Raw genomic sequence first — 22,600 nt, forward strand, 5'->3', positions numbered from 1 at the left:
CAGCACCAGACAGGCCGTCGAGCTTGGTTTTATCCGCGGCGGACATGAGGCCGGCGAGTGCGGAGGTGGCGGCCGGCAGGGTGGCGTCGGTGCCGGTGTCGGAGGTGACGTCCAGGGTGGTGGCGCCACGGGCGGCGACAGCGAGGTTGGTCGGGGTGCTGGCACCGCCCGGCGAGCTCGGCGGACGGTTGGCGAGATCGTTGTAATCGCCCGTGTACGCCACCGGGGAAAACGTGGGCTTTCCTGTGATGGACGACCAGGAAAGCGGGCCACCCGGGACACCGGTCCCGCCAACGCGACGAATGGTGTCCAGAATCTTGGCAATCGACATTGTGAGGCTCTCCGTGTTTGATCACGGAAATGTCCCACGCGCGAGGCGATGTCGATAAATGAACGGGATCAATTATTGGCGCGTACCGCTCCCAAACGCTCCCAGCTAATCCCAAAGCCAGGGGGCGCTACGTCGGTGGCGGCTAGATAGCCAAACGCCCTTGGCGGGCCTCAATTTCCGCCTGCCTCAAAACGGCAAAATGCTTGTACAGGACGCGAATACAGACACCAGACTCTGCAGCCAGCTCTGGAATGTTGCGACCATTGAACCGCGCATACAGCTCGCGGTACTGGCAAGCGGCATCGTAGCCGCCGCCCTTGGGAAGGTAAGGTTGTTGGCCGCCCAACTCGGCGCGCTGGACGTCGGTCGCCCGGATTGTCATCTTGACGCGCAGCTCCACATCCGGGACATCGTCGAGAATGCCGATATAGACGCACTCGGCAATCGTTCGCCAGATCTCCGGGTAGTCGGAGCCCAGGGCCGCATGAAGCGGCCGCAGGATCTCCATGGTCGTGCGCGTGAAGCGCTGGCCACGTTTAGCCACGATCAACCCACTGCTTGAGCGATTCGATCAGGGTGCGCTCCTGCGCCGGCGTCAGGAAGGCCAGCGCCTCGACGCTGTTCTCCGTCTGCCCCTTCACCCACGCCAAAAGGCCTTTCATGCTGCGGTCGCGCACCCTGCCGGCGTCGGCGAGCTGCTGCCACAGGCTCCACATCTTGCGCTGGGGCGCGGTGAGGGCCACGCGCTTGGCACTGCCGCCGGGCCGCGGGAAGCCGGCAGTGTGGAAGTGCTCGAGCACGGCCTTCAGCTCGACGACGGTGCAGGCTGTGCTGCTGACCTTACCACCCGACCGGGCTGCGAGCGCCGCACGGTAGGTGTCGTCGTCGAGCTTGAGCCAACTTTTTGCCACATGAACCTGGCGCACTAGGGCAGCGTGTTGGCCGGCGCGGGCGGCGCTGAAGGGGGCGCTGGCCATCACACCACCTCCGCGTCTTCGCCGCCCAGCACACCGACCAGCGCCGGGATCAACCGCGACAGCTCACCGCTCATCAGGGCGAAGTCGGCCTCCATCTGCATGTCGGCGGATTCGGCGTTCTTGTCGGCTTCCTCCTTGATGACGTCGAGGAAGGCAACCCGCTTGATCTCCATCTTCTCGGTGAGGACGAAGCTCACCCGGTCGCCGAAGGTGAGCGCCAGGCGCGTCGGCAGCTTGCCGGCGGCCAGGTGGTCCTGCACGTCCTTGCCGTCCAGCGCGTGGCGCACGTAGCGCACGGCACTGTGCTCATCGGTGACCGCCTCGAGCTCGCAATCCGAGTCGATAGTGAAGCTGGCCGCAGCCTCGCCGCCGGCCAGCCAACCGGTCATCACCGACACCGGCGAGAGCTTCGTCCTCACCATCTTCACCGGCAGCTCGTCGAGGGTGTCGCGCAGGGCCTCGAGGACTTCCTCGGCACGGGCCTGGCTGACAGCGTCGATGACCAGCCAGCCGCCCACCGGGTCGATCCACGCGAACACGCGGCGGCGGCGGGTGAAGGCGCGGGGCAGCAGCTCCTGGAGCACCGCTTCCTTGATCTCCTTCATCTGCTTTCGGCTGGGCTTGTAGCCCTGCTGGGCCTCGATCATCTCGGCCTTGTCAGCGGCCACGTCATTGACCACCGACGAGGGGAGCAGCTTCTGCTCGACGGCCAGCGAGATGAGGAAATGGCCTTTCACCGGCAGCACGAAGCGGTCGTCCTTGGTGGGCGAGCTCCAGCCGCGGCTGGCCATGTCCTGGCTCCCGCAGGGCTGGAAGCCGCGGGCGGCGAGCTTCTCCTGCAGCGTGTCGGCGGTGAGCGCCCAGTTCTCGGGCAGGCGGTAGATCTGAAGGTTACGGAACCACATGGCTGGAATCCTTGATGTGTTCGATGGGGGTGCCTTCCGGCACTTCACGCCAGTCGGGCCACAGCCGGCGCTCGTTGATCGCTTGCTTGACAGCAACGGCGGCCACGATGTCCGCGGGCTCAAAGCCCTGGCGCAGGGCACTGTCGAAAGCCAGGAGAATCAGGTCCGCCCACTCCATGATGTCGGCGGGGTCCGCCTCAATCTCGGCAAGCTCTTTGCGGATGTGCGCGAGGTTTCCGGGGAGGCGGTCGCCGGGGCCGAAAGCGCACAACGAGAACGCCCACTGGCGCGCGAGGTGTTCGACAAGGTCGAAGCCTTTGATGGTCATGGTCAGCCCTCCAGCGCGGCCGGCGTTGCGTTAGCGCCAACGCCGCGGTTGAGAACCGCGTCAAGACCGGCGCTGAGGCCGTTCTGCAGATCGTTGACGTGGTGCTCTCGCAGATTGGCTGGGGCGCGGTTCTTGGTCGTCAGCTGGCCCAGGTTCGGGAAGTGACTCGCGATGTATGCCTGAACGGCGTCAGCCTGTTCTTGTGTGTGCGTCCAGGACGTGACGGCGCTCATTGCGGTCTGGACCCAGCCCTCGCAGAAGAGATCTGCGCGCGTCGTCTTTACGCTCGGGCGGCGTACGCGCTTCAGGGCACTGGCCATGTATTCGGCCCGGGCTTTCTTTGCCTGGCGAAACAGCACCTGGAAGGCGTAGCTGGCGATCTCCGGCGCGGCGCCGGCGCCGATGAACTTCCACTCGGCGATCGTCCAGGTGCGGCGGGAATGCACGACCTTGCAGCCAAACGCATCAGCGATGCGGGCGGCGAGGCCCCACTCCCACTCAGCCGGCTTATCCACGGCGCCTGCTTTGGTTGCTGCCTCGCCGGCCTTGGACGCGAGCACGTCCTGATCAGAGATGCCGTGAGCCTCCATCAGCTTCTGCGCCTGGCGGAGCGCGGCGGCCGCTTCGTGCTCGTTGGCGCTGGATGCCAGCACCAGGCACTTCTTGATCTTGTCGAGGATCTTGTCGTCGGCCATGTCAGTGGCCTCCTTCATTAACGGGCTCGAAGCGGACGGCTCCGTCCTTGAGCGTGGCGAGGGTATTCCCGGATGCATCCACCAGTTTGAAGTGGGTGCGGCGGTCAGACAGGCGATGGAGCGTGCTGCAACAGCCGTCCAGGCTGACGCGCGTTGTCCGAGTGTCGGGAAATCGGCCCAGGAGCGCCCACGAACCGGACGCGTTGCTCATCGCGGTGATGTATTCCATGGAGCCTCCTACGCGGTCGCGAGGTCGAGGGAGATCGGCCGGTACTGGTCAGTGCCCTCGACGCGCTCATAGACGCGGACATAGACGGCGGTGCCGGTGCTCTGGATGCTGTCGCGGATTGCCTCCATGGCGTTCTTCCACTCTTCATCGTCGATCTCGAGGCGGAGCAGCTCGAGAACGGCGCTCATCTTGATCTGGCCCTTGGAGTCGGTCCGGAATGCGCGGTCAACGAGGGCGCGGATGTTCGCGTTGGCGCCCTCGCTCCAGCGCACGATGCAGGCGGTTACCAGCGCGCGGGCTGCCTCGATTTCCTCGGTAAAGACGATTCGCTCGGCGTGGGCGCGGATGATCTTGTAACGGCCGTCGAAGGTGGCGACAGTGACGTTTCCCTTCTCGCCGCCGAGGCTGACCTTGTATTTCTCGGCGCTGATCTTGACCAGGTCGGCGATGTCGCCCAGGGCCAGCGCCTTGAACTCACGCAGCAGGCGGTTAATCTCGATGGCGTCTGCCGCAAGCTTGCTGGCGACGGCATCGCGCAGCAGATCCTGCTGGCGCACCTGGTCGCGCGGCACGAGGTGGCCGGCGGGGTTGCGCATGTAGCCTTCGGGAATGGCAGCGGGCGCGGTAGTGGATTGCTGTTCAGCCATGAGTGGCGGTCCTTTCGTTGATTTCGGTGAAATGGGTGGGCGGTGCGGGCACCACGGGCGGCTCGATCCACACCACCTCGCAGCCCATGAACGGGACGGCGTAATGGGTGGAGCGGTCGAGCACGCAGCGCACGTAGCGGCCGTCCTGGGGGATCGGGCCGGGTTCGACAACATGGATCGTGGGAGCGCGGCGGGTGCAAGCGCCTGCACCGAGGATCTCGACGTCAAGCTCACGGAGGGCCGTGGTGGCGGAATGGAGTGCCGCGATGCTCTCGTCCAGCCAGCGGGCGGATTGGGCGTCCATCAGCGGCCTCCCGGGCGGTACGCCCAGCCGTCGACGCGCTGGATGGGCGTCGAATCGACGTACCACCAGGTGGTGCCGTCGTACCAGCCGAGCCAAGGCAGGTTGTCTTCGCTGTCCGACCAGACGAGCACCGTTTCGGTGTTGTCGGGCAGGCGCTCCGATGGATTGATTCGCTCAACCAGATAGGCGCCGGTGGCGGGGTTGGGCGTCGAAAGCGCAATGCCGGACGCGAACGCCTCCAGCAGCACGCCGGCAAAGGTCAAGTCGGCGGAGCGCTGCGCGAGGGCGAGCATGTCGGGCTCCGAGAAGGTCTCCTGCAGCGTGCGCTCGAGGCCGGCGGCCTCCGCATGCAGCGCAGCGATCAAGCGATTGGCCTCGGCGCGGGCGGAATCGGGGTCTTGAAGCAGCGGAGTGAGGGTGGCGCTCATGCTGTCTCTCCCACGTCCGAAGCGACCTCCGCCGGGGCGTAGCTCGCAGGCGTCGCGCTGCGCACAGGCTGAACCAAGGCCAACAGCACTGCAGCGGCAAAGCCGAGGACAAACGCGAGGGCGATCACCCACCAGCGCACATCCGCCGTGAAGCGGTAGGTGTAAGGCTCGGTGGCGCCGTCGTGCGCCTGATAGGCTTCGCGCCGGGCGTCACCGGGAGGCAGGAGGTCGAGCTGCATCACGATGTCGGTATCGACCGGTACGAGACTGCTGGCCAGTTCGACCATGGCACCGTCGCCGGCGCCGTAGGCCGGGGCAAAAACGCGGTCCCAGGTGGCGGGCTCGCCCGGGACGCGGTGGACGGCGACGAGATCACCAAGCGCGAAGCGTTCATTGAACAGCTCGGCCTTGCGACGGCCGAACTCGGAACGGGGGTGATTGGCTCGCATCTCAGCACCCTCCGATCACTTGAGCATCAACCTTGGGAAAGCCCACCGCTGCTGCAGCGTTCATGGCACGGGTGACCAGGTTGTTGACGACCAGCGGGTAGCAGATCGACACGGTGTCAGTGGCGCGGCCGCCGCGGGGCGTGCGCACCAGTCGGGCGCGGATCGCGTCGATGGCGTCATCGGCGAGGACGTCGCCGATGCGGATGTCCATGCGGGCGAACTTGTGCGTGAGGTAGTCGGCGAGGTCGTTGTCGAGCGGGCGCATGTTGATCACTTCGCAGCGCTGGACGATCTCGCGCACCTCGGGGTTCTGCTCGCTGAGGAGCACGCCGAGTTCGGTCTGCCCGATCAGCGCGACGCCGAGCAGGCGCTGCATGCCGCGCTTGAGCTCCATGAAGCCCTTCAGGTGCTTGAGCGTGGCCTTGGGCAGGCGGTGGGCCTCTTCGATGATCAGGAGGTGCGAGTAGCCGGCGGCGACCGATGCCGACAGCAGGTCGTGGGCCTGCTTGGCGCGGGCCTGAGCGCTGCTCTTGAGTGTGGAGGTCGGCGCGAGGGTGGTGATGATGGACTCGGCGATCTGGCCGGACTTCATGGCGCGGCCCTTGATGTCATTGGCCTCCATCTCGATCACGTAGGGCTTGATGACGATGACGGGCTTGTTCTCGTCGAGGATGCGCTGCTCGAGCTCTTCACGCAGGGTCGTCTTGCCGGCGCCGGACTCGCCGACCAGGGCGAGGAAGCCGTGATTCATGGCGCAGTCCATGAGCGCGGCGCGGGCCATGCGCATGGACGGGCACTGAAACACGTCGGCGCGGGTGGCGATGTCGTCAATGAACGGGCTGCGGCGCAGGCCGAAATGTGCCTTGGCCTCGGCCGTCAAAGTCTCGTTGCGTAGTAGCATGTGGTCCTCTTGTTGTGCTTGCGTGGTTGCGGGTTCTTCAGGAGAGGCCTCGGCAAGGTGCGAACTTGCCGGGGCCATTTCTTTTTCGAAGGTGGAAACGTCTTCCGCGCTGGCTCCCTTCGATTCGAGCCAGCGGGCGATGTTTGCCCGGTATTGATCGGCGCGGCGCTTGGGCCATTCGTCGTGGGCGACGATGCGGCTGCAGACCGACCGGGCCATGCCGATGCCGCGGTACAGATCGCCCTGGGTGGCGCCGATGCGGGCGAGAACGCAGGCCAGGTGGGTAGCCGGCGCGGGTTGGTCGGGTGATACGCGTTGATCCATGGTCATGCTCCTCCGACGACACGCAGGCCGGCACGCACGGTGAGGCGCTGCGCAAGGTTGCTGATTTCGGTTTCCGGCACGCCGTCCGGATAGAGGGCGGCGATCTGACGGTTCTTCTCGGGGTCCATCGCCACGCCCAGGCGGCGCAGCTCTGCGGCGGCTTCGAACAGGGAGAGCATCACCGCCGGCCCGGCAGAGGCAGTCACGCCGACCTGCAGCCCGGTTCCGCGGCGCGGCAGGATGGTCGGCAGCTCGGTCTGCTCGATTTCCTTCCAGGGGTCGATACGGCCACCGAACGGCAGGGCCTTGGCCTTGCGGGCGGCTTCGGCCTCGGCGTCGGTGGCAACGTCCATCGCCACACGCTCGACCTCCTTGCGGTGGGTGTCGGCCAGCGTATCGGCCGGGCGGCGCCAGTCCTCGCCGATCACGTTGGCGTCGAGCCGGAAGCCGGCGGCGTCACGCTCGACCAGCGGGATCGGGGTAAGGGTTTCGTGGCCCTGCTCGTCGGTGTCCACCACCAGAGCGGCCTTGGGCTGGTACGGGCTGTAGGTGACGTTGAGCCACTCGCCGACCATCACGCGCGGGATGCCCTGCACGTCGAACTCCTGCCCGCCAAACTGCACCGTGAGCGTATCGGAGACCTTGCGGCGCTCTGGCTCGCTGGTGAGAAGCTTGCGGGCAAGGTCGGCGTCCACCAGGCGCAGCTGGTCCTGGGTGATCGTCATCCACTGCTGCAGGCGGGTCGTTCCGAGGCGGCTGTGCACCTTGGTGGCGTTGTACCAGCGTGCCCACTCCCGGGCCTTGGCGTTGAGTTCTTCCAGGCTGCTGACCGGCGCGAAGCGCAGGGCTGATTCAAAGCTGCGCTCGATGATGTTGCGGGCGTTTTCCACCTGGCCGGTGGCGCGGGCGTTCTCGGGGGCGTGGGGCATCGGCTCGACCTGCAGACGACGCAGCAGGTTCTTGAAGCTGCCCGAGGTGTTGGCGGAGCCCATATCCATCATGAGGATGAAGGGCACGCCGTGGAGCTTCCAGGGGTCATCATCCAGGTGCTCGATGGCAAGGATGAAGCTCTCAGCCAGGTTGGCGGCGGACTCTGCGCCAAGCACGTAGTTGAGGAAGATGCTGCCCGAGTTATGGTCGGTAACCTCGTAGGACCACACCCGGTCGTTCTCGATGCGCTTGAGGTTGGCCGGCTTGTTCTTGTAGAACTTCTTGGCTTCCATCACCTGAAGGCCGGCCTCCTTTTCAGTTTTGGCGTTGAGGTAGTAGAGGACGCAAAGCGAGGCGTCGATCTGCCACACATGGTTGGGGTGCAGGCTCTTCAGCTCGGAGGCCGGCGCGGCGCGCAGCAGCTGGTCGGGGTGGAGCCCGTAGGCGCGCAGGGCGCGGGCGATCGCGCTATCTGAAAGGGGGATGCACTCTCCGGTGGCGGGGTCGATGCGCTCGGCACGAATCTCGCCGTTGGCGCGCAGCATGGAGACGGCTTGCCCGATGCTGAGCAGGCGCTTGTTGTTCTTGCGCAGGCTCTCCATCAGGACGGCGCTGATCTTGACGGCTTCTTCGCGCTTGAGCGATACGTCGCCGGCGTCGTCACGCTGCTTGCGGGGAGGTTTCACTGCGGCTTCCTTGATCTTTCGCATCAACGTTGAACGGGTCATGCCGAGGCGCTGGCAGGCTTCGGCGTAGACCGCCTCCTTGCCGCCGTGGCCGGCCGCAGTGGCGGCACGGTGCACAGCGAGCACAGAATCGACAAGGGCGGGGTTCATGGCCTGGCTCGCTCGTGCCAAGGTCACTTAGCCAGCCACTCGGGCACTTCGGCGCCCGCCAGGTCGGGGATGCCGAACTCGTCGCGAATGATGGTGAGGTCTTTGAACAACTGACCCACGACGCCTGCGGCCCAAAGGTCGCTGTCGCCGCCAGCGTCCCGGTGGTGGTCCTGCAGCGCGGCAAGCCCGGCGCGAAGCTGGCCGATGATGGCGCCGCGGGCATCGTCGGCAATCGAGGTGATCTCTTTGCGCAGTTGGTCGAGCCGCTCATCGGCCGGGGCGGCCTGGATGCGCTTCACCTTGGCGCGCTCGGCGTCGAGCAGCTTGTTCTTGTCGGCGAGCAGCTCTTCCTTGGCTTTCTCCTCGGCCTTGAGCTCTTCAATCTGGCGTTGGGCCTCTTCCTTCTCGCGGGCGTGCTTGGCGATCAGGTCTTCGGCCAGCTCCAGGAACGAATCCTTGTCGCCAGACTTGGCGGCTTCGATCAGGGCGCTCTTCTGGTCTTCGGGCAGGCGGCGGTACTGGCGCAGCTCCCGGTAGCCGATGCCGATGGCCGACAGGCTCTTCATCGCCTCTTCGCCGAAAGCGGTGAGATTCGTCAGGTCTTCGTCGACCTTCGACCGCGACAGACCTAGCGCTTGGCAAAATCCGTCGAAAGTGCCGACGTCGGCAATTTCGTTTCCATCGGGGTCAAACGCCTTTTTGCCCGCCAAGGCCCGGTACATCTTGGTTTCCTTGATGTGCTTCAGCTTGGTCAAACTGACGACGTCGGCAAAACGGGCGAATGAGCGGGCCATCTGAACTTGCCCTAGCAGCTGATTCACCAGGTCGCGGTCGTCGCTCAAGCCTCGCTTGATCGCAACCAGGTCGGCTTCGCGTGAGAGGGTTTCGGTGTGGCCAGCGTGCAGGGCTTCGTCGGTGGTGGCGAAGGCGGGCTGAAGGTCGATGTTTTTGGGCGGGCGGGGCATGGCAGTCTCAATCAGTTTTTCGGGGTGTAGCGGCGGCGCAAGTCGGCCAGTTCGTCTTCGCCCTGCCGCATGTCAGACAGGTGGCTCAGGGCGATCTGCACCACCTTGGGCCCCAAGCGCAGGCGCTTGAGGGGCGTGTCTTCCACAAAGCCATTGCTCTTGAGCTGGGCCACCAGGCGGGTGACGTTGGCGGGGCTGGTGCCCAGCTTCTTGGCGATCTCAGAGGGCGCAAGACCATGGCGGGTGTGGCCGGCCAGCAGCACGATCGCGCTGCAGATCCGGGCGGCAAATTCTCCGGTGCCGTAGGTGTCAGCCTTGGTGGTCATCGTGGTCGTCGAAGGCAGCGGCGGCCTCATCGAGCAGGGCATCGATGAGGTTGGTGTGGGTGGTGACGTGGGCCAGCATGTCAAAGCTGAAGAACGGGCTCTCCACATCGGCGGCCATGCGGCGGGCAAAGTCTTCGATGCTGCGGGCGTCCTTCATGTAGGCCGACAGGCGCTCGACAGCGGCCTTGGCCTCTTCAAATTGCTGTTGGTCGTAGGACATTGCGGCTCCTTCAGTTGAGGTCGAGTTCGGGTTGGTCGGACTTGCGCACGTTCTCGCGGTGCCAGGCGAGGCCCTCCAGGCCGGCGCCGAGCTTGCCGAGGGTCATGTCGCGGTCGGTCTCGCCGCTCATGTAGCCGAGCAGCGCGCCGACGGCGCCGTTGAGGGTGGCCTGCAGCACATGCACGTCCTCGGCGGTGGCGCTGCGGCCGCAGGGCACGGCGACGACCACGGCGGCTTCGCAGGCGGCCAGGTAGCGCACCACATTGTTGGCGCCGGTGAGGTGCTGCCAGGCGATCAGGGCGCGGGCGGGCATGCTCTCCTGCTCGATCCACTTGTAGAGCGTGGCCGGCGTGGTGGCCATCAGCTCGGCCAGGCGTTCGATGGACAGGCGCCGATGTTTGAGGGCGTGCACCTTGTCCGCCTCGAAGGCAGCGCGCAGGCTGGTGGGGACGGGTTTCGAATGTCGGGCGTTCATTGGATGTTCGATTGCGTTCTGTTTTCTAAACAAATGGCGGTTTCGATGCGGCTAAAATGTGTTTTGCGTGGCTAAACTTCGGGGCGTCAATCAACCACCCAGGAGAACCGCGATGAACGCCTCGACCTCACGCTGCCCGAATGCACGGGCCTGCTCGGCTTGGGACCAGTACGGCCCCGATTGCGAAGCCGGCGTGGTAATGCAGAAGTGCTTTGTGGCGATCCACCAGCAACTTGGGGTGCTGTCGTTCCTGGCGAAGACAGCGGCCGGCCAAGCAGCGCTTGAGAAGGCCGTTGATGCACTGAAGGCGGGCTGAGGCGAGGGATGACAGCCACGATCTTGTCCAGGCCCCACCCGAAAAACACGGTGAGGCCGGGTTCGATAACTGTTTGCGTCGGAACTTCGAGGTATTCGCCAACCATGACCCTGGGAATGCTGGAGGCGTCATAAATAGCGCCAGCGAAGTAGATGCACAGGCATTCATCAATACGGCGAAGTCCGCCGAGGATGGAGTGACTGGTCATGGCTCAGGCCCCCATGCACCAGATGACGAGGGATTCGTAGTTACGGGCCGGACAGGCGTAAAAGAAGCTGTCGTCGCAGTCGGTCATGACGTTGATGCTGTAGTCACGGATGAACATGGCGGGCCTCACGCGGCAGCGCGAGACACTTCACCGGCCTTGATGCCGATGGTGACTGCGATGTTGTGGGACTCGCCGCGCAGGCACTTGCGACGGGGGTTGGCGTCGTCGTCATTGACGATCTCGTAGAAGAGGTTGAGGTTGAACCCGTAGCGCTTGGCTACGGAGGCGAGAGGGAGGCCCTTGAGGGCGCACTCTTCTCGGAACTGCTGGCGGGTTTTGAGCTGCGGCATGACGGCCCCTTTGTGGAAACTGTTGTGGTTACGTGGTTGCGTGTTGTGAATATTAGGTACGAAAAACGTACCAGTCAACAGGAAAAGTATGATTTCCGTACTCATTGGCAGGGTCATGGAGCACTTCAAACTGAAGCAGCAGGAGTTGGCCGATGTGCTCGGCGTATCCCTTGCTCGGGTAAAGCGCCTGGCGGGGGGCACAGCTCAAAAGCTGAAGCCTGAGGAGAGCAGGGCCCTTGTCACGAAACTTCGAATCAACCCGGAGTGGCTGATTACTGGCGAAGGGCCGATGATCGAAGAGGAAAACCAGGATGAATTCGTCAGCCGTATGCAGGCCATCAACCACATGAACGCGGTGGTCTCGGCTTTGCCCCTGAACGAACTTGGCCGGAAGCGGCTGCAGGTTTTGATGACGGGCGATCCTGCTGAGGACGGCAGGCTGATTGGGGAGGCGCTGCTAAACCGTGGTGAGATCGAGAAGCCGAAAGCGGGGCCGGCTCCGGATCAGGTTGCGATGGTGACGCCAATCGGGGACGCCGATGGCAGCGGCCTGACGTGGGTCGAGACTTTGGCGGTCACTGTCGATGCACTTCACGACACGGGCCGCTCTCTTTCCAGCGAAAAGCTATTCGAGCTGGTGGACTTGCTGATGGCGTGGCAGCGGGCTGGCGCATCTCTGGATACGGACACCGTCCGTGCCCAGATCAGGTTGGTTTCGTGATCGCCGACACGACGCAAGGCGGGTGCAAGTAAAATTCTGTCAAGGACTCCGCCTATCATTCCGTACAGGTTATGCGGATTGATACTGTGGTGAAAAAAGAAGAAATCGAAAAGGCGATGAAAGCGTTTTTGGATGAGCAGTTTGGAAAGTCACGGTCCCCGGTGCAGACTGGTTCATCCCCAACACGATGGAGATTTCGGGGCGTCACTTTCATGATTGACGAAGTGATCCTGGAATCTCCTGTGCCTGATCGGGCACAAGATTAAGCACACACTTGATTCTCATGACCACCTGCGCGAAATGCCATTACGCCCGCCGTCCGACCGACACTGCTCCGGACTATGAATGCCCGAACTGCGGTGCGATCTATGCGAAGGTCAACGCCGCTATCGATCTGAAAGAGCGTGTGGCGATGGCACGGCGCTCAGGTGACTGGACGGGGATTCCGCGCGAGTTCATTCCGCGCGAACAGCTTGTTCAGGTGATCGCCAGGATGCCGGTATCCACGACGCCGGAGATTCCCGGCCGCACCATTGCCGCATCCGTCGACGTGGTTTCGGCCGAATGCGCCTACGGCATGAACATTCTCCGCGACTTTTTTGCGAGTGTGACCGATGCCACCGGCGGCCGTAGCGGATCGACCCAAGGCGTCCTACGCGACGCCCGCCGCACCGCCATGCTGGAGCTGCGCGCCGAGGCCTTCGCCTTGGGCGCGGATGCCGTAGTGGGCGTGGATCTCGACTACAGCGAATTCTCGGGCGGCGGTAAATCCATGCTGTTCGTCGTAGCAAGCGGAACGGCCGTCAAGCTGGCCTGATTCGCCCTGGGTCAATAATTGACCCCGTTCATTTAGCCCCCTCGCGCGCACGCCGGCACCATCGCCGGCATGCTGACCCCACCGCTTAAAACCTCTCCCCGCGGCATTGCGCTGATTGAGTCCTTCGAGGACTTTGCGGCTACGCCGTACCTGTGCCCCGCAGGCAAGTGGACCACTGGCTTCGGGCACGTCATCCGTAAATCCGAGCCGACTCTCACGAAGGCGCGCCTTTCGCTGGTCGAGGCACGCGAGCTGCTGCGCGCCGATCTGGGCACTGTCGAGGTGTTTCTGAATGCGGTGTTGCCGGCGGGCACCGCTCAGTTCCGGTTCGATGCCCTGGCGGCGCTGGTGTTCAACATCGGCGTTGGGGCTTTCGATACGTCGACGCTGCTCAAGCGGATCAAGGCGGGCGATCTGAAGGGCGCTGAGGCCGAGTTTGCGAAGTGGGTTTTCGCAAACGGACAGCGCCTGCGCGGGCTGGAAATCCGCCGTGCCTGCGAGGCGATGATGTTCGGCGGGTGCTCCGATTCGACCATTGCCAACGAACGCGCCCGGCTGCGGGCGACTCGCCCCGGGAGGCGTTATGGCTAAGCCCTGGACCCGCTCCCGGATGATCTGGGTCAATGCGGCGGCGGCCGCCCTGGTCGCCCTGGAGGCCAATACGGGCCTGCTGCAGCCGCTTCTCCCCGTCAATTTCTATGTAGCTATCGCCGTAGCCCTGCCGGTCGTCAATGCGCTTTTGCGCGTGGTGACGAGCCAGGCGCTGTGCCGGCGCGGGCACGACACGGAGGCGTGATGTGGTTTCGACCGTTCGCCTTGTCGCGGTTTGTGCGGTGGTGCTGCTTGTGGGCGGTGGCGCGTGGCGCATCCACCAGGCCGGCTATTCATCCGGTGCGCGGGCCTGCGAGCTGGCCCACGCCGAACTTGCTCGCGATGCCGCTCGGCAGGAGCGAGCAGATGCGGCGGCTCGCCAGCGTGCGGCCGTCGAGGCCGGAAAAGCGCAAGCAGCGGCGCGTCTGGACCAGCTGAGGCGACGCGATGCGCTTGAACGTGACCTGGCGCGCCGGCCGGCACCTGCTGATTGTGGGCTGGATGCTGAGTCTGTGCGCGTGCTCAACGATGCGATCCGGGCCGGAAATGACGGTCCGCCCGCTTCCGCCGGTGGCCTGCCAGGTGGCGTGCCCGGCGGTGCTGGAACTGAATGATGGCGGCCTGCCGGCGTTTCGTCGGTGGGCCGCCGACTTGCTCAACCTCTATCACGATTGCCGACGCGTCCATGCGGCGTGTGCGGCGGAATTGGAACCATGACTGATTTTGCGGACATCGCCTCCGAGCGAGAGGCGGAAATCAACGGCGACGCGCTCGAGGAGCACCGTCGCCATAACCCCATGTACGGCAAGACGGCGGCGGACAGCGCCACGCATTGCTGCGGGTGTGGGCAGGCGATCAGCGAGGCCCGGCGCAAGGCGGTGCCGGGCGTGACGCTGTGCTTCGACTGCATGGATGAGGCCAACTGGCTTGAAGCGCGGGCGCGGGCGAACGGGAGGCCGGCATGACGATGGGGCTGGAAGAGCTGAAGCTGGTGCTCCAGGCGATCAACCTGATTGCGGTGGTGTGGCTGGCGATCAGCGGCCGGGACAAGGTGACCAAGGATGCGCTGGATGCAAAGCTGGCGAGCCACGCGGATCGGCTGACCGCTATCGAGCGCGATTTGAAACACGCGCCGACGCACGACGATTTGAAGCGTATCCATGCGCGCCTGGACGAGGTGTCGACGGGCATGGCGACAGTGGTGGGCGAGCTGAAGAGTGCGGCCCACATTCTTAATTTGCTCCATGAAGACCGCCTGCAGGAGGGCCGCAAATGAGCTATTCCGATTTGCTGATTCAAGACGCGCGGCTGGTGCTGCTGCGGGTGATCGCGGAGATGCCGAGCCGGCGGGCGAACTCCTCGGTGCTGTGCACGATCATCGACGAGCGCTACGGCCACACGCTGGAGCTTGCCGACGTGAAGCGCGAACTGCGCTGGCTGGAAGAGCATGAGTTGGTCGAGATCGAGAACGCCGGCTCGGTGCTGCTGGCAACCCTGCGCGACCGTGGCGAGATGGTGGCGAAAGGCCGGATCACCGTCGAGGGCGTGAAGCGCCCGAGGATCTGACCATGGGTCGCAAGAGCACGATTGACCAGCGCTCGGATGAGTTCCGGAAGCACGTTTTTCGCGCGCTGCGCGAGAACCGCCTGACGCTGGACGAGCTGCGCGCCGAGCTGGAGGCCGAGTTTCCCGACGAGCCGACACCGAGCCGTAGCGCCCTGGGCCGGCACCGGGCGAGCGTTGAAGAAATGATCAGCCACGAGCGCGAGATGGCGGCCGCGGCCGAGGCCCTTGTCGGCGAGCTGGGCGAGGACTTCGATGCGAAGTCCGGCGCGCTGCTCGCCCAGGCCGTCACCACCCTCACCAGCCGCTACGCCATGGGCAAGCTGCAGAGCAACGCGGAGATGGACATCGGGGATGTGCTCGACCTGGCGCGGGCAGCGAAAACCGCGCAGGAGGCGCGGAGCCTGAACCTGAAGGAGCGAAAAGAGGTGGAGCGCCTGGCACGCGAGAAGCTGCTTGCCGAGCAGGACGAGAAGTTGAAGATCGCGGCAAAGGCCCAAGGGATGGACGAGGATCAGGTGGACTTCTGGCGCCGGAAGGTGCTGGGGATCGGAGCATGAGCGCCCAGGAGCTGAAGCCCCGGGCGGACACGATCCGCTATGTGGAGTGGGACGAGCTGCCGCCCTCGGTGAAGGAAATCCCGGCGGGCCTCAATCCGATTGCAGGTGGCGTGCTGATGAAGCACCAGGCCGAATGGTGCGCGATTCAGGCCTCCATCAAGCTGGCCTCGAAGGGCCGGCGGACGGGCATCACGTTCGCGGAGGCCCTGGACGACACGCTGATCGCGGGCAGTCAGAAGAAGGCGGGCGGCGATAACGTCTATTACATCCCCGACACGAAGGACAAGGGCCTGGAGTTCATCGGCTACTGCGCACACTTCGCGCGGGTGATCGCTGAGGCTCAGTCGAGCGGGATCTCGCGGATCGAGGAGTTCCTGTTCGAGGACCAGGATGAGGATGGCAGCACGCGGATGATCAACGCGTACCGCATCCGCTTTTCTTCAGGCTTCTCCATCGTCGCGCTGTCGAGCCGTCCGGCGAACATCCGCGGCCTGCAGGGCATCGTGGTGATCGACGAGGCGGCATTCCACCAGAACGTGGCGGCCGTCCTCGAGGCGGCCACAGCGCTGCTGATCTGGGGCGGCAAGATCCGGGTGATCTCGACGCACAACGGACGAAAGAACGCGTTCAACCAGCTGCGGGACGATATCGAGAAGGGCCGCTACGGTGAGGACGCCCAGGTTTACACGGCAACCTTCGACGACGCAGTGCGCAATGGCCTGTTCGAGCGGGTGTGCATGATGCGTCAGTGGGAGGCAACCGCCGAGGCCAAGAAGAAGTGGTACACGAAGATTCGCAACTCCTACGGACCGCGCAAGGCGGCAATGCGGGAGGAGCTGGATGCAATCCCGCGCGACGGGGGTGGCAAGTCCATCCCCGGCGTGTGGATCGACCGGGCGCTGAAGGATGGCCGGCCGGTGTTGCGGCTGACCATGGACGACGACTTCGTGAAGAAGTCGGATCTCGAGCGGAAGCTGTTCGCCGAGGTGTGGATCAAGATGCACCTGAAGCCCCTGGCCACGCTGCTCGACGACCGCTTGCAGACCGTGTTCGGAATGGACTTTGCCCGCCATCGGAACTTCACGTCCATCACGCCCCTGCAGATCACGCAGACCCTCCGCCGGAGCGCGCCGTTTTCTCTGGAACTGCACAACGTTCCGTCTCGTCAGCAGGAGCAGATCCTGTGGGCGTTCATTCGCATGCTGCCCATGTGGGCCGGTGGGGCTATGGACGCCACCGGCCCGGGCCTGACGCTCGCCGAATACACGGCAGACGAATTTGGCCACGACATGATCCACCAGGTAACCCTGAGCCGCGGCTGGTACGCGGAGTGGATGCCGAAGATGGTCAAGAACTTCGAGGATGACCAGTACGACTTGCCGCGGGACGTGAATATCGACGAAGACCTGCGCGCGGTGGAGGACGTGGACGGCATTCCGCGGGTGCCCGAGGTGAACACCAAGGACTTGAAGGAGCCGGAGCTCTTCCGGCACGGCGACTTTGCGGTCTCCCTGGTGCTTGGCGAGTTCGCTTCGGTCAATCTGGTCACTCCGACCGAACACATGAGCGACGGCGCCGGCGCTGACAGCAATTTCGAGGACTTCATCTATGGCTGAGCCAACAAACAAGCAGCCGGCGCCGCCGGAGCTGGAAACGGAAGTCGCAAACCGGCTCCGTGACCCGTACGAGGACACCTATCTCGGCATCCTGCAGACCAATGACCCGCTGCTACTTGAAAAGGGTGATCCGAACGGCGAGATCTATCGCGACCTGAGGCGAGATGGGAAGGTGTTCTCGTGCATGCAGAAGCGCAAGCACGCGTTGATCGGCGAGGAGATCCAGGTGGTGCCCGTCGATGAAGGCGAGGCGGGCCTCAAGGATGCCGCCATCGTCTCCAGCATCCTCAAGCGCTGCGCGTTCGACCAGGTGTGCATGGATCTTCTCGATGCGCTGCTGCGGGGCTTTGCGGTGTCCGAGATCGTGTGGACGGTACGCGATGGCTACTACGTGCCGGCGCGCATCGTGAAGCGGGCGCAGCGCCGGTTCCGCTACGTGCTGGACGAGGCAGGTATTCCGCAACTGCGCATGCTGACCCGCGATGCCATGACCAAGGGCGTCGAGCTGCCGGATCGGAAGTTCATCGTTCATCGGGTGAATCCCGAAGACGATAACCCCTACGGGACCGGGCTGGGCCTGCAGCTCTACTGGGCGGTGTTCTTCAAACGGAAGGGGATCGTCAGCTGGAACAAGCTGAACGACCGCTTCGGCACGCCGACGCCCTGGGGCCGGCATCCGCGCAACGCCAGCCCGCGGGAGAAGTCGACGCTGTTTGCCGCGTTGAAGGCGCTGTCGAACGACGGTGTGATCATGACGCCGGAGGGCGCCGCCATCGAGCTGCTCGAAAGCAAGCTGACCGGCGCCGTTACCACCCAGCAGGCCCTGTGCGCGTACATGGACGACTGGATTGCAGAGGTGGTCCTTGGACAGGAGCCTCGGACGAGCGGTGGCGGCGCTTTGGCGTCGGCGTCGAAGGAGCGCACGAATGTTCGGCTTGACCTGGTGCAGGCGGACAGCGACTTGCTGTCGAACACGCTTAACGAGTCGCTGATCAAGTGGATCTGCGAACTCAACGGGCTGGCCATGTGCCAGGTATCGCGCGAGATCTCCGAAGAGGAAGACAAGAAGGCCGAGTCGGAGACGGACAAGAACATCACGGAGATGGGATTCGAACTGTCGGAAGAGGCCGTGCGGGAGAAGTACGGCGAGGGCTGGAGCAAGAAGCGCGCGGCGCCGACGCCCGGCCCTACGGCTACGCCGCCGGTTCCAGGCCGGAAGCCTGTGCCGGCCGGCGGCGCCGACCTGGCGAACTTCGCGGAGGGTGGTGGACCGGATGTCATCGATGTGCTGGTGGACGAGGCGCTGGGCGACTGGAAGCCGATGATGCAGCCGTTCGCTACCGCGCTGCAGGCCGAGTTGGACGCTTCGGTGAAGGCCGGCGAGACGGCGGGTGAATTCCTGGCCCGGTTGCCGTCGCTGCTGGCGAAGATGGACCCGTCGGCGCTGCAGGAAGCGCTGACAAATGCGGCGGCGACGACGCATTTGGCGGGCCTCTCCGGGGTGGGCGATGCCTAAATCTGCCGCTCAGGAGTTTGCCGACGCCTACCGGCTGCCGCCCGCGGAGGCGGCGGCCTACATGGCCGGCCGGGATAGCCTCAAGATCAGCTACGACTGGCGGGACGTGTGGCAGGAGGAGCACGCGCAGCAGTTCACGGTGTCGCGCCTGGCTCGCCTGGATCTGCTGCAGTCGATCCGTGAGCAGATTACGCGGTCGGTCGGCGGTGATTTGACCCGGCGGGACTACATGCGGAACGGCGAGGAGATCCTCGCGCGAGCGGGCTGGTGGGGTGAGAAGACGATCATCGACCCGGAGACGGGCGATGCGGTCACCACGACGTTCGATCCGCCACGGCTCAAGCTGATTTTCGACGTGAACACGCGCACGGCCTACTCGGCTGGGCAGTGGGAGCGGGCACAGCGGACTGTAGCGACGCACCCCTACGCGCGGTATGTGACGAAGGGCGACGAGCTTGTCCGGGCGAGCCATGCAGTCTGGAACAACCTGACGCTGCTGCTCAGCGATCCCTTCTGGAAGACCCACTGGACGCCGAACGGCTGGCGCTGCCGCTGCCGCATCGTGATGATCAGCCAGGCCGACTACGACCGGGGCGTGTCGCCCACCGGCGAGCCGCTCAACAAGACGGCGCCGGAGGACGTGACCCGGAAATGGGTCAATGACCGCACCGGCGAGGTCATGAATGTGCCGGTTGGCGTAGATCCGGGCTTTGCGTACAACCCTGGTGTCGCGGGCGAACGGGCGAAGCAGCTTGCGAAGGCGGCGCGGGCCAAGCTCGCATCTGTGCCGGCGGAGCTCGCAGACGCAGCGGAGAAGGACGGGCTGCAGTTGCTGGTCAGTGCGGCGGACTTTAAAGATGCCGGCGCAAAGATCACCAGCATGCTGCCGAGTGGAAAAACTGAGCCCGCAGCGCTTTACGCCGCACTCATCAATAAGCTCATACGTGAGGTCGGGACGTCGACCGCGATCAAGATCCAAAGCCGCGGCGCCGCGGCCGATGCACTCAAGGATGCGTCGCGCTTGCTGCCGGACTCCTGGACGCGTCAGTCCGATCTGGCTGGGCCAATGCTGGCCATGGCATCAAATAGTCGCGCCTGGCACTTCACAGAAAAGGGCAACTTTGAGCATGGAGATACCGTCAAGCTGCCCCGCTTTGGCGTGGTGAAGCTTCAACCTGGCGTGGGCTACAGCGTGGTTCGACCAGGGGATTTGAGCTGTGCCGTTCACGAGTTTGCCCACCGCCTCCAAGCGGTCATGCCGGAGCTGGATAGCATCTTCCAAGCGGAGCACCGGGAACGAACCGGATCTGATCCGCTTGAGCAGCTGAGCACCGTCACCGGTGAGGCCTATGGTCCGGAGGAAGTCACCCGCAAGGACAAGTATGTGACGCCTTACCAGGGCAAGGTCTATCGAGGTAAGGGCGCACTGGAAGTGATGAGCATCGGTCTGGAATATGTGCTGGGCGGCGACATGAAGAACTTGCGCCTGCTCTATACTGGTGATAGACCTATGTTTGACCTCGTGGTCGGCCTTCTTTTCCATTGGAAACCATGATCCACCGATTTATCTGCGCGCCTCAATCCGCCAGCCCTTCTGTCTCATCGCTCGAATTCGAGTGGGACGAGACAGAAGGGCTGGTAACTGGTCGCGATGCAGAGGACGTTCGCCAGTGGGCTTCCGCGGCTGGGATCTCCATTCATCCGCTTCCGTCGTTCCACACGTTCAGCGCAGATCCGCTGAAGAGCCGTGTGGACATGGCCGCAATCATCGGTTTGCATCACGTTGTTCCGACCGAGTTGGCGGCCGACTACCCGCAAGGGGAGACCACTTTGGCAGGTGACGTGGAGCTGATCTTCTGATGGCGCCCACGATCCGGATCGACGACCGGGCGGTGCTCGAATTTCTGAGCAATCTTCGGCACAAGATCGATGACATGACGCCGGTGATGGATAGCATCGGCACTGAGATGGAAACCCGGGTCTCGAACCGCTTCGAAACGCAGACCGACCCGATGGGTTTGCCGTGGTCGCCGTGGGCGGAGTCCACGAAGGCCAACTATCCAGAGGATGGCAATGGCCGGCTCCTGGATCGCTACGGTGACATGCTCGCCAGCCTGAACCACCAGGCCGACGAGTCGAGCGTTACCTACGGTTTCGGGATGCCCTATGCGGCGTATCACGAGTTTGGAACGAAGAGGATGCCGCAGCGCGGCCTTCTGACCGCCGACCCTGAAACCGGCACGCTCTCCGACTCCGACGAGGCCGCGATCCTCGATGTGATTTCTCGGTATCTTTCCTCGACCTGACGACGCGCCGCGCGCTTTCGCCCAGGAAAACACATTTTCACCCGGCCGCCCGCTATTTCCCCGTATCAACCGGTATATCCCGGATTTATCTCGCCGGCCCCCTGCTGAATATCTCAGTCGTTCTTAAGCAGGCGGCGGGCGGGCGGCGTGAGCTGCTCGAAGCTGGTCTGCCAGGTGATGGCGACGCTGGCGTGGTACTGCATCAGGCGCGGGTCGAACCATTCGAGCACCTTGCTGCGCTGGCGCTGCCAGCGTTCGAGGTACTCGCCGAAGCCGAGGTGCAGCCTGGCGATGTAAGCGCCGGCCTGTTCGAGGGCCAGGGCGAGGTAGCCCAGTTCGTGGGCCAGCCGGGCGGCGTCGGCCTCGTCGTCGGGTTGGGCGACGCGGCGGTTGGCGGTGCGCAGCAGCAGGAAGCCGGCGGCGGCCTCGGGGGCGAGCACGGCGACTTCCTGCGGGTGGATCGCCGCGCTCCAGTTGGGCAGGCGGCTGGTGACCACAATGTGGCCGCCAGTGAGTCGGGCGCGCAGGGCTTCCACCGCCGTGGCGGCGGCTTCGTCGTCGGCGTTGTCGAGGATCATCAGCCAGCCGAGGTGATGATTGAGCCAGGCGATCGCAGCGGCGTGCCGGCGGGGTTCTTCGGTGAGTTGGTGTTCGGGCAGGTCGAGGGCGCCGGGAGCGCACAGGGCGGCGAGGTTGGCGTGCAGGGTGGCTGGGCTGCTGGCGCCCAGCAGCAGGCGGGCATGGTGGCCGCTGCCTCGGCGCCAGGCGTACTCCAGCGCCAGCCGGGTCTTGCCGATGCCGCCCAGGCCCCACAGGGCCACACAGGCGGTGGGATGTTCGGCGCTTGTCGGGGCCGGGCCGAGGTGGGTGGCGAGGGCATCGAGATCGGCATCGCGGCCCATGAAAAGCGTGCCCAGGCTGGCGTAGGGCAGGCAATCGACCCGCCGCTCGAGGCCGGCTTCGACGAGTATGTCGAGCAGCCCCGAGCGCCACACTTCGGCGGCCAGGTGATCGGGGTTGCGGAAGCGGATGCCGCGGAAGCGCTCGATGCTGGCCAGCCGGGCTAGGTGGGCCTGCTGGGCGGCGATCTGGCCGGGCGTCGTGGCGTAGCCGGGGGCGCGGGGGGCGCCGGGTTCGGGCTCGGCGATGATGAGGCGCTTGCCGTGGTGGAGGGCCAGCCAGGCTTCCCATTGGGTGTAGGGCAGCGGTGGGCCGTCGGCTTCGAGGAAGGCCGCCACCGGCAGCTTGGCGGCGAAATCGGGGTGGTTGGTGCGGATCGCCGCGACGGAGGGCGCCTGGGCCATCGCGCCGGTCATGTCGCCGACCAGGTGGATCACCACGTCGCACTGGCGGATGTACTGGTCGAGCATGTCCAGCGTTTCGGTGCCGGTGGCGATGAAGTCTTCCTGAACCTTGACCGTGACGTTGGGGCGGTCGAGGGAATGACGCAGGGCGTCGCGGTAGCTGCGGAATTCCGCGCTGACGGTGGACAGGAAGACCTTCACCTCGCCTTGCACCTCACCCCTCGCCTCGCTCATGGGCGCCCTCTTTGCGCTATTCATCCGGGGTGAGGATACACCGGCGGCGGGGGCCGTCGGCCGGCGGTTTGCGCGGAGGCGGCGCACCAAAAGAAAAACCCGAGGGCGGGGGTGCCACTCGGGTTAAATCCACACCAAAGGAGGAGGGTGGAGGAGACGATTCAAATATAGATGAGGAAATGCTGCGCTGCAACAATATTCGTGTGTCCCCGTGTAACCGTTTTCACA

At 64.6% G+C, this 22,600-nt stretch carries 34 protein-coding genes; 14 read left to right on the forward strand and 20 right to left on the reverse strand.

Features of this window, described 5'->3' with window-relative positions; all coding sequences use genetic code 11:
* The 17 genes from Q0672_RS02875 to Q0672_RS02955 form a co-directional block, all read right to left on the reverse strand.
* A partial coding sequence (locus Q0672_RS02875) for a hypothetical protein (RefSeq protein WP_298619516.1) occupies positions 1–223 on the reverse strand: 223 nt, incomplete at its 3' end.
* A gap of 250 nt (positions 224–473) precedes the next feature.
* Positions 474–875, reverse strand: a complete 402-nt coding sequence (locus Q0672_RS02880; RefSeq protein ID WP_298619518.1) for a Mor transcription activator family protein — start codon at positions 873–875, stop codon at positions 474–476.
* Positions 868–1,308, reverse strand: a complete 441-nt coding sequence (locus tag Q0672_RS02885; RefSeq protein ID WP_298619520.1) for a regulatory protein GemA — start codon at positions 1,306–1,308, stop codon at positions 868–870. Before Q0672_RS02885 ends, Q0672_RS02880 begins: the two co-directional genes overlap by 8 nt.
* On the reverse strand, positions 1,308–2,213 hold the full coding sequence (locus tag Q0672_RS02890; RefSeq protein ID WP_298619522.1) for a recombination-associated protein RdgC: 906 nt from the start codon (positions 2,211–2,213) through the stop codon (positions 1,308–1,310). The genes Q0672_RS02885 and Q0672_RS02890 overlap by 1 nt, the downstream gene beginning before the upstream one ends.
* Positions 2,200–2,541 carry a dATP/dGTP pyrophosphohydrolase domain-containing protein gene (locus Q0672_RS02895; protein WP_298619524.1) on the reverse strand — a complete coding sequence of 114 codons (342 nt, stop codon included), beginning with the start codon at positions 2,539–2,541 and terminating at the stop codon, positions 2,200–2,202. The genes Q0672_RS02890 and Q0672_RS02895 overlap by 14 nt, the downstream gene beginning before the upstream one ends.
* 2 nt (positions 2,542–2,543) lie before the next feature.
* Positions 2,544–3,236 carry a DUF2786 domain-containing protein gene (locus Q0672_RS02900; protein WP_298619526.1) on the reverse strand — a complete coding sequence of 231 codons (693 nt, stop codon included), beginning with the start codon at positions 3,234–3,236 and terminating at the stop codon, positions 2,544–2,546.
* 1 nt (position 3,237) lies between these two features.
* On the reverse strand, positions 3,238–3,465 hold the full coding sequence (locus tag Q0672_RS02905; RefSeq protein ID WP_298619529.1) for a hypothetical protein: 228 nt from the start codon (positions 3,463–3,465) through the stop codon (positions 3,238–3,240).
* A gap of 8 nt (positions 3,466–3,473) precedes the next feature.
* Positions 3,474–4,112, reverse strand: a complete 639-nt coding sequence (locus Q0672_RS02910; protein WP_298619531.1) for a DUF3164 family protein — start codon at positions 4,110–4,112, stop codon at positions 3,474–3,476.
* A complete protein-coding gene (locus tag Q0672_RS02915; RefSeq protein ID WP_298619534.1) occupies positions 4,105–4,416 on the reverse strand; it encodes a hypothetical protein in 312 nt (103 codons plus the stop codon). The genes Q0672_RS02910 and Q0672_RS02915 overlap by 8 nt, the downstream gene beginning before the upstream one ends.
* Positions 4,416–4,844, reverse strand: coding sequence for a hypothetical protein (locus tag Q0672_RS02920; protein WP_298619537.1), 429 nt, complete (start codon positions 4,842–4,844; stop codon positions 4,416–4,418). The genes Q0672_RS02915 and Q0672_RS02920 overlap by 1 nt, the downstream gene beginning before the upstream one ends.
* Positions 4,841–5,293: a hypothetical protein gene (locus Q0672_RS02925; RefSeq protein ID WP_298619540.1), complete on the reverse strand. Its 453-nt coding sequence runs from the start codon at positions 5,291–5,293 to the stop codon at positions 4,841–4,843. The genes Q0672_RS02920 and Q0672_RS02925 overlap by 4 nt, the downstream gene beginning before the upstream one ends.
* A 1-nt stretch (position 5,294) precedes the next feature.
* A complete protein-coding gene (locus tag Q0672_RS02930) occupies positions 5,295–6,518 on the reverse strand; it encodes an AAA family ATPase (RefSeq protein WP_298619543.1) in 1,224 nt (407 codons plus the stop codon).
* A gap of 2 nt (positions 6,519–6,520) precedes the next feature.
* Positions 6,521–8,284 (reverse strand): transposase, encoded by a 1,764-nt coding sequence (locus Q0672_RS02935; protein WP_298619545.1) that lies wholly within the window; start codon positions 8,282–8,284, stop codon positions 6,521–6,523.
* Between the two features lie 23 nt (positions 8,285–8,307).
* The gene (locus Q0672_RS02940) at positions 8,308–9,249 is read right to left on the reverse strand and encodes a hypothetical protein (protein ID WP_298619547.1); all 942 of its coding nucleotides are present in this window, start codon (positions 9,247–9,249) and stop codon (positions 8,308–8,310) included.
* A gap of 11 nt (positions 9,250–9,260) precedes the next feature.
* Complete coding sequence (locus tag Q0672_RS02945; RefSeq protein WP_298619549.1) at positions 9,261–9,575, reverse strand: MarR family transcriptional regulator; 315 nt, start codon at positions 9,573–9,575, stop codon at positions 9,261–9,263.
* Complete coding sequence (locus Q0672_RS02950) at positions 9,559–9,795, reverse strand: hypothetical protein (protein WP_298619551.1); 237 nt, start codon at positions 9,793–9,795, stop codon at positions 9,559–9,561. The genes Q0672_RS02945 and Q0672_RS02950 overlap by 17 nt, the downstream gene beginning before the upstream one ends.
* A gap of 10 nt (positions 9,796–9,805) precedes the next feature.
* Positions 9,806–10,270 carry a hypothetical protein gene (locus Q0672_RS02955; RefSeq protein ID WP_298619554.1) on the reverse strand — a complete coding sequence of 155 codons (465 nt, stop codon included), beginning with the start codon at positions 10,268–10,270 and terminating at the stop codon, positions 9,806–9,808.
* Positions 10,271–10,382: 112 nt separating this feature from the next.
* Between Q0672_RS02955 and Q0672_RS02960 the strand changes: the two genes are divergently transcribed.
* On the forward strand, positions 10,383–10,586 hold the full coding sequence (locus tag Q0672_RS02960) for a hypothetical protein (protein WP_298619556.1): 204 nt from the start codon (positions 10,383–10,385) through the stop codon (positions 10,584–10,586).
* A gap of 333 nt (positions 10,587–10,919) precedes the next feature.
* On the opposite strand, the gene Q0672_RS02965 is transcribed toward Q0672_RS02960, so the two are convergent.
* Complete coding sequence (locus Q0672_RS02965; RefSeq protein WP_298619558.1) at positions 10,920–11,144, reverse strand: hypothetical protein; 225 nt, start codon at positions 11,142–11,144, stop codon at positions 10,920–10,922.
* Between the two features lie 88 nt (positions 11,145–11,232).
* Between Q0672_RS02965 and Q0672_RS02970 the strand changes: the two genes are divergently transcribed.
* The 4 genes from Q0672_RS02970 to Q0672_RS02985 all read left to right on the forward strand — a co-directional run bounded on the left by Q0672_RS02970 (position 11,233) and on the right by Q0672_RS02985 (position 13,478).
* On the forward strand, positions 11,233–11,865 hold the full coding sequence (locus Q0672_RS02970) for a hypothetical protein (RefSeq protein WP_298619560.1): 633 nt from the start codon (positions 11,233–11,235) through the stop codon (positions 11,863–11,865).
* Positions 11,866–12,148: 283 nt separating this feature from the next.
* Positions 12,149–12,682: a heavy metal-binding domain-containing protein gene (locus tag Q0672_RS23490; protein ID WP_367179917.1), complete on the forward strand. Its 534-nt coding sequence runs from the start codon at positions 12,149–12,151 to the stop codon at positions 12,680–12,682.
* Positions 12,683–12,751: 69 nt separating this feature from the next.
* The gene (locus Q0672_RS02980; protein WP_298619562.1) at positions 12,752–13,273 is read left to right on the forward strand and encodes a lysozyme; all 522 of its coding nucleotides are present in this window, start codon (positions 12,752–12,754) and stop codon (positions 13,271–13,273) included.
* Positions 13,266–13,478 (forward strand): hypothetical protein, encoded by a 213-nt coding sequence (locus Q0672_RS02985; RefSeq protein WP_298619564.1) that lies wholly within the window; start codon positions 13,266–13,268, stop codon positions 13,476–13,478. Before Q0672_RS02980 ends, Q0672_RS02985 begins: the two co-directional genes overlap by 8 nt.
* 88 nt (positions 13,479–13,566) lie before the next feature.
* On the opposite strand, the gene Q0672_RS02990 is transcribed toward Q0672_RS02985, so the two are convergent.
* Positions 13,567–13,932 (reverse strand): hypothetical protein, encoded by a 366-nt coding sequence (locus tag Q0672_RS02990; RefSeq protein WP_298619566.1) that lies wholly within the window; start codon positions 13,930–13,932, stop codon positions 13,567–13,569.
* Positions 13,933–13,986: 54 nt separating this feature from the next.
* Here Q0672_RS02990 and Q0672_RS02995 point away from each other — a divergent pair, with 54 nt between their 5' ends.
* The 9 genes from Q0672_RS02995 to Q0672_RS03035 are packed head-to-tail and all read left to right on the forward strand — an operon-like array spanning position 13,987 to position 20,834.
* Positions 13,987–14,238, forward strand: coding sequence for a TraR/DksA C4-type zinc finger protein (locus tag Q0672_RS02995; RefSeq protein WP_298619568.1), 252 nt, complete (start codon positions 13,987–13,989; stop codon positions 14,236–14,238).
* The gene (locus tag Q0672_RS03000) at positions 14,235–14,549 is read left to right on the forward strand and encodes a DUF2730 family protein (protein ID WP_298619570.1); all 315 of its coding nucleotides are present in this window, start codon (positions 14,235–14,237) and stop codon (positions 14,547–14,549) included. Before Q0672_RS02995 ends, Q0672_RS03000 begins: the two co-directional genes overlap by 4 nt.
* Positions 14,546–14,839, forward strand: coding sequence for an ArsR family transcriptional regulator (locus tag Q0672_RS03005; protein WP_298619572.1), 294 nt, complete (start codon positions 14,546–14,548; stop codon positions 14,837–14,839). Before Q0672_RS03000 ends, Q0672_RS03005 begins: the two co-directional genes overlap by 4 nt.
* Before the next feature lie 2 nt (positions 14,840–14,841).
* Positions 14,842–15,396, forward strand: coding sequence for a phage protein Gp27 family protein (locus Q0672_RS03010; RefSeq protein ID WP_298619574.1), 555 nt, complete (start codon positions 14,842–14,844; stop codon positions 15,394–15,396).
* Positions 15,393–17,012, forward strand: coding sequence for a hypothetical protein (locus tag Q0672_RS03015; RefSeq protein ID WP_298619576.1), 1,620 nt, complete (start codon positions 15,393–15,395; stop codon positions 17,010–17,012). The genes Q0672_RS03010 and Q0672_RS03015 overlap by 4 nt, the downstream gene beginning before the upstream one ends.
* The gene (locus Q0672_RS03020) at positions 17,005–18,528 is read left to right on the forward strand and encodes a DUF935 family protein (protein ID WP_298619578.1); all 1,524 of its coding nucleotides are present in this window, start codon (positions 17,005–17,007) and stop codon (positions 18,526–18,528) included. The genes Q0672_RS03015 and Q0672_RS03020 overlap by 8 nt, the downstream gene beginning before the upstream one ends.
* Entirely contained in the window at positions 18,521–20,083 is a 1,563-nt protein-coding gene (locus Q0672_RS03025; RefSeq protein ID WP_298619580.1) for a phage minor head protein, read from the forward strand. Before Q0672_RS03020 ends, Q0672_RS03025 begins: the two co-directional genes overlap by 8 nt.
* Positions 20,080–20,388, forward strand: a complete 309-nt coding sequence (locus tag Q0672_RS03030; RefSeq protein WP_298619582.1) for a hypothetical protein — start codon at positions 20,080–20,082, stop codon at positions 20,386–20,388. The genes Q0672_RS03025 and Q0672_RS03030 overlap by 4 nt, the downstream gene beginning before the upstream one ends.
* Positions 20,388–20,834, forward strand: a complete 447-nt coding sequence (locus tag Q0672_RS03035; RefSeq protein WP_298619584.1) for a phage virion morphogenesis protein — start codon at positions 20,388–20,390, stop codon at positions 20,832–20,834. The genes Q0672_RS03030 and Q0672_RS03035 overlap by 1 nt, the downstream gene beginning before the upstream one ends.
* A 113-nt stretch (positions 20,835–20,947) precedes the next feature.
* Here the strand turns inward: Q0672_RS03035 and Q0672_RS03040 are convergent, their stop codons facing one another.
* Positions 20,948–22,372 (reverse strand): DUF4062 domain-containing protein, encoded by a 1,425-nt coding sequence (locus tag Q0672_RS03040; RefSeq protein ID WP_298619587.1) that lies wholly within the window; start codon positions 22,370–22,372, stop codon positions 20,948–20,950.
* Between the last annotated feature and the right edge of the window lie 228 nt (positions 22,373–22,600).

Source organism: uncultured Zoogloea sp., assembly GCF_937894855.1.
Lineage (GTDB): Bacteria > Pseudomonadota > Gammaproteobacteria > Burkholderiales > Rhodocyclaceae > Zoogloea > Zoogloea oryzae.